Origin of the sequence: Rhodococcus sp. NPDC127593 (assembly GCF_042671975.1) — a bacterium.
Lineage (GTDB): Bacteria > Actinomycetota > Actinomycetes > Mycobacteriales > Mycobacteriaceae > Rhodococcus_F.
On the sequence record NZ_JBHXWI010000006.1, the window covers coordinates 55260 to 71601 of the forward strand.

The 16342-nt window shown below is 67.2% G+C and carries 18 protein-coding genes and 1 tRNA gene; 9 read left to right on the forward strand and 10 right to left on the reverse strand.

Features of this window, described 5'->3' with window-relative positions; translation table 11 throughout:
* Positions 1–40 precede the first annotated feature (40 nt).
* Positions 41–670 (forward strand): hypothetical protein, encoded by a 630-nt coding sequence (locus tag ACFVJ3_RS06925; protein ID WP_378451368.1) that lies wholly within the window; start codon positions 41–43, stop codon positions 668–670.
* 66 nt (positions 671–736) lie between these two features.
* Positions 737–2785 carry an ABC transporter ATP-binding protein gene (locus tag ACFVJ3_RS06930; RefSeq protein WP_378451369.1) on the forward strand — a complete coding sequence of 683 codons (2049 nt, stop codon included), beginning with the start codon at positions 737–739 and terminating at the stop codon, positions 2783–2785.
* Positions 2786–2788: 3 nt separating this feature from the next.
* Here the strand turns inward: ACFVJ3_RS06930 and ACFVJ3_RS06935 are convergent, their stop codons facing one another.
* Together ACFVJ3_RS06935 and ACFVJ3_RS06940 are read right to left on the reverse strand one after the other, a co-directional pair.
* Positions 2789–3628, reverse strand: coding sequence for an SDR family oxidoreductase (locus ACFVJ3_RS06935; RefSeq protein ID WP_378451370.1), 840 nt, complete (start codon positions 3626–3628; stop codon positions 2789–2791).
* Between the two features lie 141 nt (positions 3629–3769).
* A complete protein-coding gene (locus ACFVJ3_RS06940; protein ID WP_005561362.1) occupies positions 3770–3913 on the reverse strand; it encodes a hypothetical protein in 144 nt (47 codons plus the stop codon).
* Positions 3914–4555: 642 nt separating this feature from the next.
* On the opposite strand from ACFVJ3_RS06940, the gene ACFVJ3_RS06945 reads away from it, so the two are divergent.
* The 3 genes from ACFVJ3_RS06945 to ACFVJ3_RS06955 all read left to right on the forward strand — a co-directional run bounded on the left by ACFVJ3_RS06945 (position 4556) and on the right by ACFVJ3_RS06955 (position 6795).
* The gene (locus tag ACFVJ3_RS06945) at positions 4556–4972 is read left to right on the forward strand and encodes a helix-turn-helix domain-containing protein (protein WP_005238699.1); all 417 of its coding nucleotides are present in this window, start codon (positions 4556–4558) and stop codon (positions 4970–4972) included.
* A 132-nt stretch (positions 4973–5104) separates the two neighbouring features.
* The gene (locus ACFVJ3_RS06950) at positions 5105–6523 is read left to right on the forward strand and encodes a glucose-6-phosphate dehydrogenase (NADP(+)) (RefSeq protein WP_378451371.1); all 1419 of its coding nucleotides are present in this window, start codon (positions 5105–5107) and stop codon (positions 6521–6523) included.
* 26 nt (positions 6524–6549) lie between these two features.
* Positions 6550–6795, forward strand: a complete 246-nt coding sequence (locus tag ACFVJ3_RS06955) for a DUF2630 family protein (protein WP_378451372.1) — start codon at positions 6550–6552, stop codon at positions 6793–6795.
* 7 nt (positions 6796–6802) lie between these two features.
* On the opposite strand, the gene ACFVJ3_RS06960 is transcribed toward ACFVJ3_RS06955, so the two are convergent.
* The 8 genes from ACFVJ3_RS06960 to ACFVJ3_RS06995 form a co-directional block, all read right to left on the reverse strand.
* Positions 6803–7816 (reverse strand): hypothetical protein, encoded by a 1014-nt coding sequence (locus ACFVJ3_RS06960; protein ID WP_378451373.1) that lies wholly within the window; start codon positions 7814–7816, stop codon positions 6803–6805.
* A complete protein-coding gene (locus ACFVJ3_RS06965) occupies positions 7816–8316 on the reverse strand; it encodes an ImmA/IrrE family metallo-endopeptidase (RefSeq protein WP_378451374.1) in 501 nt (166 codons plus the stop codon). The genes ACFVJ3_RS06960 and ACFVJ3_RS06965 overlap by 1 nt, the downstream gene beginning before the upstream one ends.
* Before the next feature lie 2 nt (positions 8317–8318).
* On the reverse strand, positions 8319–9233 hold the full coding sequence (locus tag ACFVJ3_RS06970; protein ID WP_378451375.1) for a cell surface protein: 915 nt from the start codon (positions 9231–9233) through the stop codon (positions 8319–8321).
* A 543-nt stretch (positions 9234–9776) separates the two neighbouring features.
* A tRNA-Ala gene (locus tag ACFVJ3_RS06975) sits at positions 9777–9852 on the reverse strand.
* A gap of 97 nt (positions 9853–9949) precedes the next feature.
* Positions 9950–10690, reverse strand: coding sequence for a gephyrin-like molybdotransferase receptor GlpR (gene glpR / locus ACFVJ3_RS06980; RefSeq protein WP_378451376.1), 741 nt, complete (start codon positions 10688–10690; stop codon positions 9950–9952).
* A 274-nt stretch (positions 10691–10964) separates the two neighbouring features.
* The gene (locus ACFVJ3_RS06985; RefSeq protein ID WP_378451377.1) at positions 10965–11600 is read right to left on the reverse strand and encodes a GNAT family N-acetyltransferase; all 636 of its coding nucleotides are present in this window, start codon (positions 11598–11600) and stop codon (positions 10965–10967) included.
* Between the two features lie 25 nt (positions 11601–11625).
* A complete protein-coding gene (gene glp, locus ACFVJ3_RS06990; RefSeq protein WP_005238688.1) occupies positions 11626–12885 on the reverse strand; it encodes a gephyrin-like molybdotransferase Glp in 1260 nt (419 codons plus the stop codon).
* A gap of 19 nt (positions 12886–12904) precedes the next feature.
* Positions 12905–13825: a UTP--glucose-1-phosphate uridylyltransferase gene (locus ACFVJ3_RS06995; protein WP_378451378.1), complete on the reverse strand. Its 921-nt coding sequence runs from the start codon at positions 13823–13825 to the stop codon at positions 12905–12907.
* 104 nt (positions 13826–13929) lie between these two features.
* Between ACFVJ3_RS06995 and ACFVJ3_RS07000 the strand changes: the two genes are divergently transcribed.
* The 4 genes from ACFVJ3_RS07000 (at position 13930) to mscL (ending at position 16284) form a co-directional block, all read left to right on the forward strand.
* Positions 13930–14508, forward strand: a complete 579-nt coding sequence (locus ACFVJ3_RS07000) for a 5-formyltetrahydrofolate cyclo-ligase (protein WP_378451379.1) — start codon at positions 13930–13932, stop codon at positions 14506–14508.
* 105 nt (positions 14509–14613) lie between these two features.
* A complete protein-coding gene (locus tag ACFVJ3_RS07005; RefSeq protein ID WP_005238679.1) occupies positions 14614–14922 on the forward strand; it encodes an FmdB family zinc ribbon protein in 309 nt (102 codons plus the stop codon).
* A gap of 97 nt (positions 14923–15019) precedes the next feature.
* The gene (locus ACFVJ3_RS07010) at positions 15020–15733 is read left to right on the forward strand and encodes an SAF domain-containing protein (RefSeq protein ID WP_378451380.1); all 714 of its coding nucleotides are present in this window, start codon (positions 15020–15022) and stop codon (positions 15731–15733) included.
* An 83-nt stretch (positions 15734–15816) separates the two neighbouring features.
* Positions 15817–16284 carry a large conductance mechanosensitive channel protein MscL gene (mscL, locus tag ACFVJ3_RS07015; RefSeq protein WP_378451381.1) on the forward strand — a complete coding sequence of 156 codons (468 nt, stop codon included), beginning with the start codon at positions 15817–15819 and terminating at the stop codon, positions 16282–16284.
* Positions 16285–16342: the final 58 nt, after the last annotated feature.

Genomic DNA, 16342 nt, shown 5'->3' on the forward strand with positions numbered 1-16342 from the left:
AGTCGGTGGAAACCGGTGGTGCGGCGAAGGGAGCAGGACGATGAGCGAGCGTGACGGCGTCAAACCTCACGAGCGAACGGACCTGCGGCGCCACGAATTTCGACTCAGCCTGCTCGTGGCCTCGATGGCCGTCGTCGGCACGCTGATCGGCTCGGTGTGCGGAGGGGTGTTCACCTTGCTGAACACGTCGAATCAGGTGGAGGCGACGGTGAATCAATCCTCGAACGAGTTCCTGCGAACGCAGCGGCAGCAGATCTACTCGGAACTCCTCACCGCGGCCAACGAGGTGCGCATCACGTCGGGTTCCGTCTCGGTGGCATTCGACCGCTTCGACGGACCCGACCTCCTGACCATGATCGCCGATGTCCTCCGCCCGCTACCTCAACAGAACATCGTCCTCGGCTCGAAGTTCACGGCGGTGGAGTTGATCGGATCCGAACCGGTCGTGGAATCGGCACGGCGAATGGTGGTCGAATATATGGCCGGATCCGAGACGATAGGCTGGCTGAGCACCGACTTCGCGACGGATGACGTCGTGTCGGCGGACGCCCTGTCCACCCGCCAGCAGCAGTTCGCCGACCACTTCCACGCCGGGATGAGCGCCCAGGAAGACTTCCTCTCGGCGGTGCGAGACGAACTCGGCATCCCCGAGCACGGGGACCTACCGTAAGAGCAACGGGACGGGGCCACGTCGAATCGGCTCGCCAGGACCGCGGCGGATGGGCACGATGGGGAGATGCCCGCGACCGGTCCCACCTCCACACAGCAGGCCTCGGAAGCACCCGCCGAGCCTTCGCTGCTCCCCCGCATCTGGGCGCTCCTGCGTCCCTACCGCGGGTGGCTTGCGCTCGTCGCGGCCGCCATCGTCGTGTCCTCACTGCTCGGCATCGTGAATCCGTTCCTCACGAAGGCGGTGTTCGACCGCGCACTGTTTCCCACCGACGGCAGTGGTGTCCATCTGACACTGCTGCTGTGGCTCGTCGTGGCCATGATCGTGGTGACGCTGGCGGGTTCGTTGATCGGCGTCGGCCAGAGCTACCTCACCACCAAGGTCGGCAACCTGTCGATGGCGGATCTCCGGGAGCGTCTGTTCGCTCACCTCGAGAAGATGGAACTGGCGTTCTTCACGTCCACCAAGACCGGCTCGATCCAATCGCGTCTCGCCAACGACGTCGGTGGGGTGCGGTCGGTCCTCACGTCCACGGCGTCGAGCATCCTGTCGAACGTCGTCACCGTCACGGCGTCCCTCATCGCGATGCTGCTGCTGTCGTGGCAGCTGACGCTTCTCGCGGTTGCGCTGCTCCCCGGCTTCGTCTACCTGCAGCGGCGGGTCGGCGCCCGGCGACGGGTTCTGGCGCGCAAGACGCAGGAGTCGTTGTCGGACATGACCGCAATCACCGAAGAAGCGCTGAGCGTCTCGGGTGTGCTGCTGACGAAGGTGTTCAACCAGGCCGACACCGAACTCGACCGGTATCGAACCGAGAACGCCCGGCAGACCGAACTCCAGGTGCGGCAGGCCATGACGGGGCAGGGCTTCTTCGCCGTCGTCAGCTCGTTCATGGCGATCACTCCCGCTCTCGTCTACCTGCTGGCGGGGTATCTCGTCAGCGGCGGTTCCGCGGCGCTGTCGGCGGGCACACTCGTCGCGTTCTCGACCCTGCAGGCCAGGTTGCTGCAACCGTTGGTCTCGCTGATGCGGGTCACCCTCGACGTCCAGACGTCGATGGCGTTGTTCCGCCGCATCTTCGAGTACCTCGACCTGCAACCCGCGATCGTGAACCGCCCGGACGCCGTCGAGTTGCCCGCGGACTCCCCCGGGCGGGTGGAGCTGGACGACGTGTACTTCGCGTATCCCGCGCCCGTCCGGCTGGCCACCGCCGATCCCGACCCGGTGGCACTGCGCAGCCTGGGTCGCGGCGGCGGGGGCGGCGGCATGCGCGGCGTCGCGACCGTCGCGCCTCGGCTCCCGGCCGCGGCGACGCCCGAAACCGAACCGGCGGAACGTCGCAGCCGGCGCTGGGCGGTCGCGGGCACGTCGCTGGGGATCGAGCCGGGTCAGCTCGCCGCCTTCGTCGGACCGTCCGGCGCAGGCAAGACCACGCTCTGTTATCTCGTGCCGCGCCTGTACGAGGTTGACAGTGGCGCCGTCCGGGTCGACGGCCACGATGTGCGCGACCTGACCATGAGCTCGCTCGCCGAGGCGGTCGGAATGGTCACCCAGGACCCGTATCTGTTCCACGCCTCGATCGCCGACAACCTTCGATATGCCAAACCGGACGCGACCGACCCCGAACTGCAGGCCGCCGCGGCGGCCGCCAACATTCACGACCGCATCCTCGGATTCGACGACGGATACGACACCCTCGTGGGCGAACGAGGATTCCGCCTGTCCGGTGGCGAGAAGCAGCGATTGGCGATCGCACGGGTGCTGCTGAAGAACCCTCGCGTACTGATCCTCGACGAGGCGACGTCCGCACTCGACACGGTCTCCGAGCGACTCGTCCAGCGAGCTCTCGGTGAGGTGATGCGCGGACGCACCACCCTCGCGATCGCCCACCGGCTGTCCACCATCCAGCACGCCGACGTGATCTTCGTGATCGACGAGGGAGCGCTGATCGAACGCGGCACGCACACCGAACTCCTTGCGCGACAAGGGCTGTACGCGCGACTTCACGCCGAGCAGTTCGGCGGCGGGCAGGTGGAGTGCCGGTGCACCGACGGCGTCCGATTCACCGATGGGACGGTGCTGGCCCCGAGCGCCCCCGCCCGGGGCGGAGACTTCTAGTGCCTACAGGAACTTGCTGAACTGGTCGTTGGCCCTCTGCATCACGAAGTCGTACGGCGGCGAGAACTTGCGCGCCCACCAGTAGCCGAACCGGATATCCGGCGACGTGTACACCAGGTACCGGTCCTTCTTGATACCGGCGATGATGCAGGACGCGACCTTCTCGGGCGTGACGGCCCGCTTCTCGAAGCGGTGGATGGCCTTCTGGATGCGCGGGTCCTCGCGATCGACCCCAGCGATCTCGACCGTCCCCACCAGCGGCGTCTTGACCGCACCCGGAACCACGAGGCTCACGCCGATGCCGTGCCGTTTGAGATCGAACCGCAAAACCTCGGACACTCCGCGGAGCCCGAATTTGCTTGCGCTGTAGGCTGCATGCCACGGGAGGGCCAGCAGTCCGGCAGCGGAAGAGACGTTGACCAGGTGACCGCCGCGCCCCGCCCGCACCATCGAGGGCAGGAAACTCTCGATGATGTGGATCGGACCCATCAGATTGACGTCCACCATGGACTTCCAGTGGCGGTGTTCGAGATTCTCGACAGTCCCCCACGCGGAGATACCGGCGACGTTCATGACGACGTCGAGGCTGCCGAACTGATCGTGGACATCGGCGGCGAAGGCGGCGACGGTGTCGTAGTCGGACACGTCGAGCGCGCGCGAGAAACTGACGGTGCCCCCGCGGCTGCCGACTTGTTCGACCGTCTGCGCCAGGCCGACCTCGTTGATGTCGGTGAGAAAGAGTTCGGCGCCCTCCGCCGCGGCCGCCAGGGCGGTCGCCTGCCCGATCCCGCTACCTGCACCCGTGATCAGGCATTTCTTGCCGTCCAGCGTCTTGATCGCCATAGCCGTGCGAGCCCCCGTCGTCACCGATCCGTGTCGGCTGGAAGTCTACGCACGCAATCTGATTGCGCGCACGCAACTGCAGCGGTGCCCCTTCCCGAGAAGAAACGCGAACCGGCCCTCACCTGGCCGGTTCGTAACAGTTCACAACCGCTGTGTCATTTCTTCCTGATAGGTACGAATCGTCCTCTCGATTCCGTTGGCGTCGTCGTCGTTTCCTCGATGCCGGGCGTCGTCGGCGCGCTCGCGCAGAACTCGAATCGCCTTCCGAAGCTCGGCGTCACTCATTCTGTGTTCCATATCACAATCATCCCCGACGGCTTCAGATTTGACCAGACTCGGGGGTGCGCCGGAGCGGCGGAACCCCGCCTGAGCTGGACAATCGTCCAACCGAACGGGGAGACCCGCAAAGATCGCATGTCGGCCGAGGGGCGGATCGGCGACCGGCGGCCCGGAGCCCGTGCGGATGCCACTGCTTCACAGTAGTGTTCACAAAGCCCCGCAGGCCGCGAGCGACCTCTCGACGTTGCGATGCGCAACGCAACACAATTGCCCTGAACTGGGGATATAGGCACCGCAGCCTCACGGCACACAGCCCTGCAACGTTGCCAGCTAACTCCCAGTGATTGAAAGGGCAACCACGCAGTCGCGGCGGCGGCCGCGACCGACGGGACGACCACGGCTCACCTCGCACCGGCACCTCTCTTGAACTTTCAACGGTAGAACGCGCGTGACGAGCACAGAGGGCATCCGAAATGTCTGCGATCAACGAGCGGAGAGCAGTCGATCGTTGAAACATATATGAGATAAGTCCGGCGCCGGCCGACGACGTTTTGCCCCTATGTCCGTGAGTTATCAATCGGTTATCATCGTGGTACGGTGTCGTTCACACGACTGACGCCCGCACGAGAGAGGACCCGGCGGCTCACAATGGCAGATTTTGCTGCGCGGTTGAACAAGCTCTTCGACACGGTCCACCCTCCGGGACGCAAACCGCATACCAACGCTGAGGTCGCGGCGGCACTCATCGCAGACGGACATCAGATCTCGAAGCCCTACATCTCCCAGCTCCGATCGGGACAACGCACCAACCCCTCCGACGAGACGGTCGCGGCATTCGCTCGCTTCTTCAAGGTGAAGCCCGACTACTTCTTCAACGACATCTACGCCGCAAAGATCGACCACGATCTCGAGCTTCTCTCTCAACTCCAGGGATACGGACTTCGCAAGCTCTCCAGCCGCGCGTTCGACCTATCCGAAGAGTCGCAGAACCTGCTCACCACGATGGCCGAGAAACTTCGCGCCAGCGAGGGGTTGCCGGAGGTCCCACCGGACGCGTCCCGCTGATCACCGGAGCCGTTGGGCGGCAACGAGTTTGCCGCGGGCCGCACCCGACGCCCGGGTAGGACTCACCGAGCGCACCCGACGACACCGCCGGAATGCCCTGCCCGGCGTGCTCACGTGGCGCATGATGGAGCAATGGTTGACAGACCGCAGCTCGGTCCCACGATCTTCGTCCTCTTCGGTGCCACCGGGGACCTGTCCAAACGTATGGTCCTCCCCGCGTTCTTCCAGCTCGCCCGGTCGGGGCTCCTGAACTCCGAGTGGATGCTGATCGGCACCGGTCGGGGCAACGTCTCCGACGATCAGTTCCGCGACCACGTGCGCGACGTCGTCAACCAGTTCGGAGTGGCGCACGACGACACCGACTGGGAGGCGTTCGCCCGGCGGCTGAGATTCGCCGGCGGCGGCTTCACCCCGGACAACCCGGGAACGCTCCCCGCGGCCGTGCGGCAGGCGCGGGAAGACCTCGGCGCGGCGGACGCGCAGTTGGTGCACTACCTGGCCCTGCCACCCAGCACGTTCGCCGAGACCACCCGCGCGCTCGGCGCTCACGACCTGGCCCGTGGCGCACGCGTCGTGTACGAGAAGCCGTTCGGGACGTCCCAGGAGGCGTTCACCGAACTCGACGAAGCCGTGCACCACGTCCTCGACGAGAAGCAGATTTACCGGATCGATCATTTCCTCGGCAAGGAGAGCACCCAGAATCTGCACATCCTGCGCTTCGCCAACGGGCTGATCGAGGGCGTCTGGAACCGGGAACACGTCGAGCAGGTACAGATCGACGTGCCCGAGACACTCGACATCGACGACCGCGCCCGGTTCTACGACGCCACCGGTGCCGTCCTGGACATGCTGGTGACCCACCTGTTCCAGGTCGCCGCCGAGATCGCGATGGAGCCGCCGGAGACGTTGGGTGCCGACGACCTCCAATCTGCCCGTGAATCCGTGATCGGGACGTTCCGTCCCCTCGACACCGCCGACGTGGTGCTCGGCCAGTACGAGGGATATCGCGACGTCGACGGTGTCGCGGACGATTCGACGACGGAGACATTCGTCGCCGCGCGGCTGTGGGTCGACACGGACCGCTGGCGTGGGGTGCCGTTCCTCCTCCGGACCGGAAAGATGCTGGGCGTCAGCCGGCAACGGGTCAGCCTGGTCTTCCGAAGTCCGCGCGGCCCGCTCACGGACATTCCGCCGGACGGCGCCGTCCTTACGTTCGATCTGTCCGGGGACGGCGAGATCGACATCTCCATGGTCGTCAAGGAACCCGGACCCGACGACAGCTTGTCGGTGGGGCACCTGGGCCTGCCCCTCGACACAGTGCCGCTCGCCCACGCCCTCGCACCGTATTCGCGTCTCATCCTCGACGTCCTGCACGGCGACCGGTCTCTGTTCACGCGCCCCGACGGCTTGGCGCACGTCTGGACCGTCGCCGACGCGCTGCTGCGTGACCCTCCCCCGGCCAAGCCGTACCCCGCAGGATCCATGGGACCGCCGGAGGCAGAAGACCTCGCCTCCCCCTGTGGGTGGCTGGTCACCGACTCTCCGAAATGATCACTGTCACGAGCTGAGGAACAGGCATGGACGACCACGAGATCGCCGATCGAATTCAAGCCCTCGTCGAGCAGGAGCACGAACTGCGGACACAGTTGCAGGAGGAGGGCCTGGCACCGCAGGAAGAACAGGCCCGGCTGCGGGCGCTGGAAACCTCGCTCGATCAGTGTTGGGACCTCCTGCGGCGCAGACGCGCCCGCCTCCACGCCGGCGAGGATCCCGACGACGCCACGGTGCGCCCCGAAGCCGAGGTCGAGGGGTACCTGCAGTAGTACCCGGCTACTCCGTCGCCGATTCGAGGGTGTCCGCCCTCGCCGGGGCGGGACTGGTCTTGCGGAAGTCCTCGTACGCGTCGGCGAGATCCAGCACCCATCGGCGCGGCGACATGCCCTGGGGCGGCGCGATCCACTCGGTGTCGAGGACGTCCGAGGCGACCGGGTCGTCGATCCAGCGGGCGAGAATCCCCGCGCGTTCGGCGGTCGATTCCGGAAGATCCTGTTCGTCCGTGTCGAGCATGCCCGCGCCCGCCTGCAGGTACAGCGCATCCATGATGTGCGCAACCGCGTCGGAGGCGCGGAGAACGGTTGTGCTCCCCTTGCCGTCGCCCTCGACCACCTCGGGGAACCGTGCTACGAGCACCGAATGCACAGTGTTCATGCGGCGCAGGTCCTGCCGTGCGCGCAGCCACGTCTCGACGAGCACCCAGACGGTGCCGACCGACACGACCACGGCCGCGACGGTGTATGCCGACGAGGAGCCGACGGCCCATGTCTCCCCCGGCACCTCACGCACCAGTCCTACGACAGCCGCCGCCAGGACGATCGCCGATCCGACGACGATCAGTGAGATTCCGCGGCCGAGCGGTGTCCACGCGACGTGCCGGACCCCGGTCACGACCACCGCGGCCAGCGCGATCACGATGAACACCAGCGCCGGAACGGGATACCCACCGGCAAGCCCGATTCCGAGCACGACGGCCACGGTGTAGACGACCACGGCGACAGCGCGCAGCGCAGGACGCGGGAGTATCGGCCACACGGAGATCGCGCCGACCGCGCTCGCGGCGGCGAACAGCGTCCACGCCAGTTCGAGGACGATCTCCGACAGCCCGACAGCCGGGGCCACCGTGTCGAGACGCCCGGCGACGTCCGGAACGGCCAACGTGGAGGCGAGGGCCGCGCTGGACACCGCCACCACCATCGCCACGCGCAGCGGCGTCGGCTGACGCGCGGCGACCCGGCCGATCCGGGCACCCGCGGCAGTCCAGACGACGAGAGAAACCAGCCAGCCCATCAGCCGATCGCCTCGTCGTAGCGGAGCACGGACACGGGAGTCCCGCGCCCTCGCATCGTGTTCAACCGGATGAGCAGCATCGACGCGAACGTCTCGGCCTCCCACTCGGCCACCTCGTCGGACGGCTGCTCGTCTTCCCGCCGTCGCGACCGCTGACTGAGCATGTAGGCGATCAGATCGTCGCCGGCTTCGAGCGTCGCGGCGACGATCTCGGCTCCTTCGTGCCGAAACACGATGTGACCCAGCTCATGCGCAAGCGTGCGGTCGAGGTCCGGCAGGCCCGGGGCCAGCACGATCACGTCCCGGTCCGGGTACGCGCGTCTCTGGCCGCACACACCGGGCGCCATCGATGTCGTGAAATCGAGTTCGATGGGACGCTGCCGTTCGCGGGCCACCGCGTCCACCACGTGCCGGAGTGACACTACTTCGGCACGGGCCGCCGCGTCACACACCGCGTCCACGGCTGCCGCGACCCGGCGATGAGATCTGTTCGCCCCCACGACTACATCCCTCCACTCGAAGCGGACGGGAAGAATTCCGCCCGCGCGGCCGCGATGCGCGCCTGTTGTGCGCGAGCACCCTTGAAGGTCAGCGCACCCACCCCGCCGGCGCAGCACAGCAGCACGCCGACGCCACCGAGAACGGTGATCGCAGGCAACGGCTCGCTGTGGACCACGGGAACCATTCCCGGCGGCGCAGCGGCCGGATCGCCCTGGGCCGGTGCCTCCGCGGCGGACGACGGTCCGTCGCTGCTCGGTGTCTCCCCGGCAGGCCGATCCTCGGGTGCGGAACCCGCCGGACCGCTGACCCCCGGAGCTGCCGCGGCGGCGCCGGAACCGGAACCTCCGGCCGCCGCTCCCCCGGACGCCGGGGGTGCGGCAGGGCCCTCGGAGCCCGGGGCGGCAACAGCGTCGGAACCCGAGTCGTCTCCGGAACCGTCGTCGCCGGGGAAGTCGGGGCGCACGACCTTCGGTTCCCCCGCCGGCGGCAGCTGGATCGGGGGCGGAGGCGCAACCACGACACGTGATGTCGAAGGAGTCGACGTCTTCGTGGGTTCGGCAGTCCCGGACGGTTCGGTGGTCCCGGACGGTTCGGTGGTCTCGGACGGTTCGGTGGTCTCGGACGGTTCGGTGGTCTCGGACGGTTCGGTGGTCTCGCTGGGTTCCCGTGTCTCGCTGGGTTCTCCGCCACCGCAGCCGCGGCGACTCTCGCACGGCGGATGAGGATCCTGTGGCTTGCCGCCGCCGGCAGACTCCGAGGAAGCGTCGTCGCATCGACTGCTGGCGCAGTCGTGATACTGGGGATCGGCGGAGGCGTCGGACGGGAACACCGAGACGGTGACCCAGCCGAGTCCGGACAAGAAGGCCAGCGCCAGTCCGACCATGGTCAGCCTTCGAACAACACGACGCGCGCTCACTGTGCACCCCCCTCGTATTCACGACACGACACCACGTCTACGGCGACGTCGCCGCTGTCATGGTATCGAGCGAACCGAGCGGAGGTGCTGGTGGTGCCGGTGTCGGGGAACCGGCACCACCAGCGGTGCCCGAGCCAGGTGGGACTCGAGCAGTTCTGAGAACCCCTGCGGGTTCGGTGTTGTCGCGTGGAGGTGCTGATCGGTCAGCGGAAGGCTGGGTTCTCCGACGCGACCCTCGCGACTTCGGTTGGTCGGCCGGAGTTCACAGGACGTTCACCAGCAACATCGTCGCGGTGATGGTCGCGACCACCGTTGCCGGCTCCAAGAACTTCGAGATCTTGTCCATTGCCTGCATGTATTTCCACCCCGTGCGATCGACCCCTTGATGACCTACGGACAGTACACAGCATTCAGTTACCTTTTGGCAAATCCAAGAGCCGAGCATTCGCGCGGTGCCACGTTCTCGCTCCCCCGACGACGGCGCTCACCTGGTCCGGAATGCAGAAAAGGCACTCTCTCCGAATGGAGTGAGTGCCTCTTCTGTGGTGGAGCTGAGGGGAATCGAACCCCTGACCTCTTCGATGCGAACGAAGCGCGCTACCAACTGCGCCACAGCCCCGTGCGGATCCTGCGATCCGCTCGGCAAACTCTAGCAGGCCACCCGCGGCGGGAGCGAATCGCCTACACCGACGTAGCTTTCGGCCCGATTCGCCCGGCTACTCACCGGCAGCTCGGCGCATCGTGGCCTGCTGCATCTGCGCGTCGTCGAAGTGTTCGAGATGGTCGAATTCGGGGTCCTCGTCGTCCACTTCGAGGACGACGGCACCCGGACGCCGCAACCGGGCCGGGATGAGGCGGAGTTCCTCGTCGCTGCGGGACTCGACACCCAACTGCGAACGGTTGAGACGCGCGGTCCGTCGACGGCGGATCTCCTGCTCGATCTGGACCTGCCGGCGCAGATACGCCAAGTAGCCGACCAGGCCGACCACACCGGCTGCGAACGCCCACCACATCAGCGGGGAGATGATCAGCCCGAGCGCCGCCGACATGATCGTCGCGAACACGAGCCCGAGAACTGACCGCTGGCGAAACCCGTACCGTGCCTCGCGCGCGATCGCGTCGGCCTCGGGATCGAAGCCGCCACGCCCTCGGCGCGCCGGTACGTACTCACCGACCGGTGCCCGCTCACCGTCGAATTCGTCTTCCTCTGCGTGAGTGTCCACAAGGTCCTCCGCGTCGTAGCCGTAGTGGTCCGGTACCGGTTGCCAGTACGGGTCGCTGCGGTGTCCAGCCGCGGGTCCACGCTGCACGGGACGTTCGTCACCGCGGTGCAGCACACGCGTCGCGAGTGCTGCGTCACTGGTTTGCCGAATCCGGGGGCGGTTGTTCACCAGCATCGGAACCAGGACGAAGAGCCACACGACGACGAGCCCGATCCAGAGAAACGAGTTCGGCATATTGCGACCTCCTCCCAATCGTCTACCAGCATGGATACCGCTGTTGACCCACCCAGGCTAACCGCATGAACACGCACATCTTGGCAGACGCGCCGATCTCACCATACTCAGGTGTCACATGCGTAACGCGAAAATGTGGTGCTCGACATGCCTCGCGAAGGCATAGGGAACGATCCGGCAAAGACTCGCCGAAAGCGGAGCCCCGGTCAGGAAGCTTTGATACCGTCAGATAACTGCCGCGTAGCTGGACGTTTGTCCATATCCACCACGGCGGTCACGCCCAGGTGGCTTTGCCACTCCGCACGAGCGAATCCGCCACCGTGCCGGGCACGTCCTCGACGGTCATGCCGACCAGAATGTGGTCGCGCCACTGCCCGTCGACGTCCAGGTAGCGCTTGAGGAGACCTTCCTCGCGGAAGCCGACGTTGCGGAGCACCGCCTGGCTCGCCAGGTTCTCCGGACGCACGGTTGCCTCCACGCGGTGCAACCCCACGGGTCCGAAGGCGTGATCGAGCCCCAGCGCGAGTGCGCCCGTGGCCACCCCGAGCCCGTTGACGTCGCTGGCCACCCAGTAACCGATCCAGGCGGAGCGCAGTGCACCCCGCACCACGTTGCCGATCGTGATCTGGCCGCAGAAATTGCCGTCGAGTTCGATGGCCATCGGCAGCATGCGACCCTTCCGGGCCTCCGACCGCAGACTGCTGCACAGTCCGGGCCATCCTGAAATATGGTGGCGCGCTTCCCAGGGCGCCTCCCCCGTCGGCTCCCACGGTTCGAGGTGCGCACGGTCGCGGATGCGCAGACGGCTCCACGCGGCCGCGTCACGCAACCTGATGGCGCGCACGGTGACGACGCCACCCTTTACCCGCAGGGGCCCGAGATGCGGCGGCCAACCCGGATGCTGTGTCATCCCGTCTCACACTGTCGCGGTGTCATCAGCCCCGCTGCGCCAGAAAGGCCACGTCCACCTGGTCACCGGTCCGGACCTCGGTGATCTCGGGGTCGATGAGGACCAGGCAGTTGGCCTCGGCCAACGTGGCGAGCAGGTGCGAGGACGCGCCCGGCGCCCCGCCGAGAGCTTGGACGAGGTACTCCCCCGTGGCCTCGTCGCGCATGAGCTGACCGCGGAGAAAACCCTTGCGGTGCTCGATGGACGTGATCGGTGCGACGGTGCGGGCGGTGACGACGCGTCGCATCGGCTGCCTGCGCCCCAGCGCGATGCGGATCAGCGGGCGCACCATCACCTCGAAGACCACCAGGGCGCTCACCGGATTGGACGGGAGCAGGAACGTCGGGACCTCGTCCCGGCCCAGCTGACCGAAACCCTGGACCGATCCCGGATGCATCGCGACCCGGTCGACCTCGAGGTTTCCGAGATCGGCGAGTGCGTCCCGCACATCCTCGGAGGCGCCGCCGCCGACTGCACCCGCGATGACGACGATCTCGGAACGGATCAGCTGACCTTCCACCACCTCGCGCAGGCGACGGGCGTCGGCGTTCGCGATACCGACCCGGTTGACGTCGGCGCCGGCGTCGCGGGCGGCGGCGGCCAGCGCGTACGAGTTGACGTCGTAGACCTGACCGGGACCGGGGGTCCGGTCGACGTCGACGAGTTCGCCACCGACCGAGATGACGGACAGCCGGGGCCGGGGATGCACGAGCACCTTGTCTCGGCCCACCGCCGCCAGCAACCCCACCTGCGCGGCTCCGATGATGGTGCCTGCCCGGACTGCGACGTCTCCGGGCTGTACGTCGTCGCCGGCCCGGCGCACGTAGTCGCCGGAGCGGACCGGCTTGTAGATCTTGACGCGGGCCCGGCCGCCGTCCGTGCGGTCGAGTGGAAGGACGGCGTCGGCGAGCGTCGGGAGCGGTGCACCCGTGTCGACCTTGACGGCCTGACGCGGCTGCAGCCGGATCGGCTGCCGCGAACCGGCCGTGACCTCACCGACCACGGGAAGCGACAGTTCGACGGGAGCACCGTCGTCGTCGCGGATGTCGGTTCCGGCGGCCTGGACGTCGACGCTACGGACGGCATAGCCGTCGATCGCGGCCTGGTCGAAACCGGGAAGCGGACGCTCGGTGACCACCTCTTCGGCACACAGCAGCCCTTGGGCTTCGGAGATCGCCACACGGACCGGCCGCGGTGCCACCGCGGCCGCGGTCACGATCGTCTGTTGCTCCTCGACCGACCGCAAGTTCTTGCCTCCCGAGCTTCTAGGAATCCGTCCGCTTCAATCGGTCGATCAGCCATTCGCGCAACGATGGGCCGTACTCGTCCATGTCCAACGCAAAGTCAACCGCAGCACGGAGGTAGCCGCCGGGATTTCCGAGATCGTGTCTCGTGCCTCGGTGCACGACGACGTGAACGGGATGGCCTTCCTTGATGAGAAGGGCAATGGCGTCGGTGAGCTGGAGCTCGCCACCGGCGCCGGGTTCGATCCGCCGCAGCGCATCGAAGATCGCGCGGTCGAGGAGGTAGCGACCTGCGGCGGCAAACGTGGACGGCGCATCCTCGATGGCCGGCTTCTCGACCATGCCGACGACCTTGAGGACGTCCGGGTTGGTGGCGTCGGGAACCGTCTCGACCTCGAAGACGCCGTAAGCGCTCACCTGATCCTTGGGGACGTCGATGGCGCACAGGACGGTGCCGCCACGCTTGCGGCGGACCCGCGACATCGTCTCGAGCACTCCGCGCGGCATCACCAGGTCGTCCGGAAGGAGCACGGCGATCGCGTCCTCGTCGTCGTCGAGGACCGACTCCGCGCAGCCGACCGCATGGCCCAGTCCGAGAGGCTCGTCCTGGACGACGGATTCCACCTCGAGCAGGCCGGGAGCCTTGCGCACCTTCTCGAGCAGGTGATACTTGCCGCTGGCCTCGAGCTTGCTCTCGAGAACGAGATCCTCGACGAAGTGGGCGACTACTCCGTCCTTACCCGGCGAGGTCACGATCACGAGCCGGCCGGCACCCGAATCCGCGGCCTCTCCGGCCACGAGTTCGATACCCGGGGTATCCACGACCGGGAGCAGCTCTTTCGGCACGGTCTTGGTCGCGGGGAGGAATCGCGTACCCATTCCCGCTGCGGGCACGACAGCCGTGCGAAAGGCGCTGGCGGTGTGCGGTGCGGCGTCTGTCATGCCCACACCTTAACCGTGCGGACCTACTCGATAGTCACCAAGATCCTGTCGGTTACCTCCCGCAACCCGTCGGGACGCTCGCCGGTCGGCTCTAAGGTTGGGGCATGCACGCACGAACGAAGGACGAGTGGCGGCAACTGGTGCTCTCCGGGCGGCGCGCGCTGACCCCCGAACGCCGCACCGCCGAGGACCGGGCGCTTGTCGCGCTCGTCACACAGGGAATCTCCTGCGGATCGACCGTCTGCGCCTACGTTCCCACCGCGCTCGAGCCGGGATCGCTGGACTTTCTCGACGCCCTCCGACAGGTCGCCGGACGCGTCCTCGTGCCCGTCACGCGCGAACCGGGTCCGCTCCACTGGTCCGAGTTCACGGGCGCGGACGGTCTCGCCGACGCGAGTTACGGCCTGCGCGAGCCGACCGGACCGGTGTGGGAACCCGACGAGATCCGTTCGGCCGGGACCATTTTCGTTCCCGCCCTGGCCGTCGACAGGAGGGGCGTGCGCCTCGGCCGCGGCGCCGGCTTCTACGACCGGACTCTCGGCCTCGCCGCCCCCTACACACGGCTGATCACGGTGGTCCGCGACGAGGAACTGGTATCCGAGCTGCCCGAGGACCCCCATGACGTACGTATGGGATGGGCACTCACCCCCGGAAAGGGCCTCGTCGCGCTCGGCGAACACTGAGGACGCTTCCGGCCCCGGAATAGTTCTCTGATTAGCCTTGTTGGCACTGTCGACTGTAGAGTGCTAAAAACCTGCGGTTTGACTACACAGTGCGGAGGAACCCCGGTGCCCACTTACTCATATGCGTGCACGGCATGCGACAACCGTTTCGACATCGTCCAGTCGTTCAGTGATGACTCCCTGACCGTCTGCCCCGCATGCTCGGGCAAGCTTCGCAAACTGTTCAACTCCGTCGGCATCGTCTTCAAGGGCAGCGGTTTCTACCGCACCGACAGCCGCGGCACGTCCGGCGCAGCAAGCGAGCCGGCCAAGACCGACTCCGCTCCCGCCGCGAAGTCGGAAAGTTCGTCGACGGCCTCGTCCAGCTCTTCGAGCACCGCAACCGCCGCACCGGCCAAGGCTGCTGCCAGCTAGTTCTCGCACCTCCGCGAGTTATCCACAACTTCTCGCCCATCCACAGGCGGGCCCATTCGGTGCACCCACGGGCCCGCCGGTCTCCTAGCGTCGAACCATGTCGTTCGACCCTGTCCAGACCGGTCGCCGCCGGTCGAACCGAGCACACCGCAGCCTGAGCCCGTCGTGGGCCGACCGGCTGTCGGACCTCGCCCATCCCGGTTGGGCCCGCACCCTCGTCGCCCGACGCGTCCTGGCCGCCGCGCTGGTCTGCCTCGCACTGGCCCTCCTCGCCCGTGGAGACCCCGACTCCGCCCGCTCCGCAGTCGTGGTGGCCGCCCGGGACCTCCAACCAGGCGTCGTTCTCACGGACGCCGACGTGGAAGTGGTGGAACTCGAAGCGGGAACCCTGCCCCACGGGGCCGTCACCGCAGTGGCGGACGTCGACGGGCGCACCCTCGCCGGACCGACCCGCGCCGGTGAAGCCCTCACCGACGTCCGGGTACTGGGCCCCCGCCTGGCCGCCGCCGCAGCCGGCATTGACGACGCCCGGATCGTCCCAGTCCGACTCGCCGACCCCGCTGTCACGGAACTTCTGCGTGAGGGCGATCGCGTCGACGTGCTCACGGTCGATCCCGCCACACCAGCGAATCCGGACCGGCGGTCCGGCGCCACCGTGCTGGCGTCCCGCGCCGTCGTGGTGTTGGTGACACCGTCCGAGAACGGGCGTGACCAGCGAGAACGCGTGGTGATGCTGGCCCTTCCGGCGTCCGAGGCCACGACGGTGGCCGCGGCATCCCTCACGAGCGCGATCACCGTGACCTTTCAGTGATCCGTCACGCGGAGCCGTACTGATCTAGTCTTTTTTGCCAGACAGTGCTGGATGACTTGCCACCCACTCGAGGAGACGTCGACATGTTCAAGGGATTCAAGGACTTCCTGCTCCGGGGGAACGTCCTCGACCTCGCCGTCGCGGTCGTAGTCGGAGCCGCGTTCACCGCCATCGTCACAGCGTTCACCAACAACGTCATCAATCCGCTGATCGCCGTTGCGGGCGGCGCCAACGATCTGGGCTGGGGTTACCAGATTATCGCCGACAACCCGGCCACCTTCATCAACATCGGCGCCGTCATCACGGCTGTGATCAACTTCGTGATCGTCGCAGCGGTCGTGTACTTCATTCTCATCGTCCCGGCCAACGCCGCGAAGAAGCGGTTCATCACCGAGCCGGCCGACAAGAAGGCCAGTGAGGCGGACCTGCTGATCCAGATCCGCGACATCCTCGAGGCCAGCCTCCAAACCGGCGGGGCGGCAGCCAGTTCCGACGGTGCGCACGCCATGCCCGCCGAGAAGGCGGCGAACCTCGACAAGACGCGCGAATAGCGTTCAGACAACTCCGGGCCCGTGCAGCAGCTGCGTGCACGGGCCCGGACTCTTTGGT

Excerpts from the sequence above, each read along its gene's own strand:
- ACFVJ3_RS06925 (WP_378451368.1), top strand. The coding sequence starts at position 41 with ATGAGCGAGCGTGACGGCGTCAAACCTCACGAGCGAACGGACCTGCGG.
- ACFVJ3_RS06930 (WP_378451369.1), top strand. The coding sequence starts at position 737 with ATGCCCGCGACCGGTCCCACCTCCACACAGCAGGCCTCGGAAGCACCC.
- ACFVJ3_RS06935 (WP_378451370.1), bottom strand. The coding sequence starts at position 3,628 with ATGGCGATCAAGACGCTGGACGGCAAGAAATGCCTGATCACGGGTGCA.
- ACFVJ3_RS06940 (WP_005561362.1), bottom strand. The coding sequence starts at position 3,913 with ATGAGTGACGCCGAGCTTCGGAAGGCGATTCGAGTTCTGCGCGAGCGC.
- ACFVJ3_RS06945 (WP_005238699.1), top strand. The coding sequence starts at position 4,556 with ATGGCAGATTTTGCTGCGCGGTTGAACAAGCTCTTCGACACGGTCCAC.
- ACFVJ3_RS06950 (WP_378451371.1), top strand. The coding sequence starts at position 5,105 with ATGGTTGACAGACCGCAGCTCGGTCCCACGATCTTCGTCCTCTTCGGT.
- ACFVJ3_RS06955 (WP_378451372.1), top strand. The coding sequence starts at position 6,550 with ATGGACGACCACGAGATCGCCGATCGAATTCAAGCCCTCGTCGAGCAG.
- ACFVJ3_RS06960 (WP_378451373.1), bottom strand. The coding sequence starts at position 7,816 with ATGGGCTGGCTGGTTTCTCTCGTCGTCTGGACTGCCGCGGGTGCCCGG.
- glpR (WP_378451376.1), bottom strand. The coding sequence starts at position 10,690 with ATGCCGAACTCGTTTCTCTGGATCGGGCTCGTCGTCGTGTGGCTCTTC.
- ACFVJ3_RS06985 (WP_378451377.1), bottom strand. The coding sequence starts at position 11,600 with ATGACACAGCATCCGGGTTGGCCGCCGCATCTCGGGCCCCTGCGGGTA.
- ACFVJ3_RS06995 (WP_378451378.1), bottom strand. The coding sequence starts at position 13,825 with ATGACAGACGCCGCACCGCACACCGCCAGCGCCTTTCGCACGGCTGTC.
- ACFVJ3_RS07000 (WP_378451379.1), top strand. The coding sequence starts at position 13,930 with ATGCACGCACGAACGAAGGACGAGTGGCGGCAACTGGTGCTCTCCGGG.
- ACFVJ3_RS07010 (WP_378451380.1), top strand. The coding sequence starts at position 15,020 with ATGTCGTTCGACCCTGTCCAGACCGGTCGCCGCCGGTCGAACCGAGCA.
- mscL (WP_378451381.1), top strand. The coding sequence starts at position 15,817 with ATGTTCAAGGGATTCAAGGACTTCCTGCTCCGGGGGAACGTCCTCGAC.